Here is a 720-nt window from a genome sequence, read left to right on the forward strand (position 1 = left end):
ATACCAATTAAAGTAAAAATGTGATCTAATTAAGATTGATGAATTATTGTGAAATTTAGCCATGGATAGCCTTAATAACACTGACTTCAAAAAGCTTGCGAGCCAGCAAAAAACCATTCAGATGAAGATGCGTTTACTTGCGCTCGCACACTTTAAAGACGGCCTCTCTCGTACACAAATTGCAAAATCTCTCAAAGTCAGTCGAACCAGTGTCAATAAATGGGTTCGGATTTTTTTTGAAGAAGGCCTAGAAGGACTTCAAGAAAAACCTCGGACTGGTAGGCCTGCATACCTCACCGATGAGCAGCGGGCTCAACTCAGTGCCTTCATAAAAAAAGAAGCTGAATCACCTTCTGGTGGCCGCCTTGTTGGAAGCGATATACATGACTACATCGTTAAACACTTTGACAAGCACTACCACCCTAATTCCATCTATTATCTCCTCGACCACATGGGTTTTTCTTGGATAACTTCTCGTTCCAAACACCCTAAACAATCACAGCAAATACAAGACGATTTTAAAAAAATTCCAAATCGAAACGATCCTTAAGATCCCCGGCCATATTGGGCTAGAGAGTGTTGATGTCTGGTTTCAAGACGAAGCTAGGTTTGGTCAGCAGAACACAACAACACGTCTTTGGGCTACTCGTGGAACGAGACCTCGCGTAGTAAAACAGCAGCAATTTGAATACGCTTATTTGTTTGGCTCAGTGTGCCCAT

General features: G+C 41.9%; 1 protein-coding gene. It reads left to right on the plus strand.

Going from position 1 to position 720, the window contains the following annotated elements; all coding sequences use genetic code 11:
• Positions 1-61: 61 nt before the first annotated feature.
• Entirely contained in the window at positions 62-550 is a 489-nt protein-coding gene (locus tag AB4493_RS17520) for a helix-turn-helix domain-containing protein (RefSeq protein WP_017059446.1), read from the plus strand.
• The last annotated feature ends 170 nt before the right edge of the window (positions 551-720 follow it).

This window comes from Vibrio sp. 10N.222.55.A1, from assembly GCF_041473835.1.
Lineage (GTDB): Bacteria > Pseudomonadota > Gammaproteobacteria > Enterobacterales > Vibrionaceae > Vibrio > Vibrio crassostreae_C.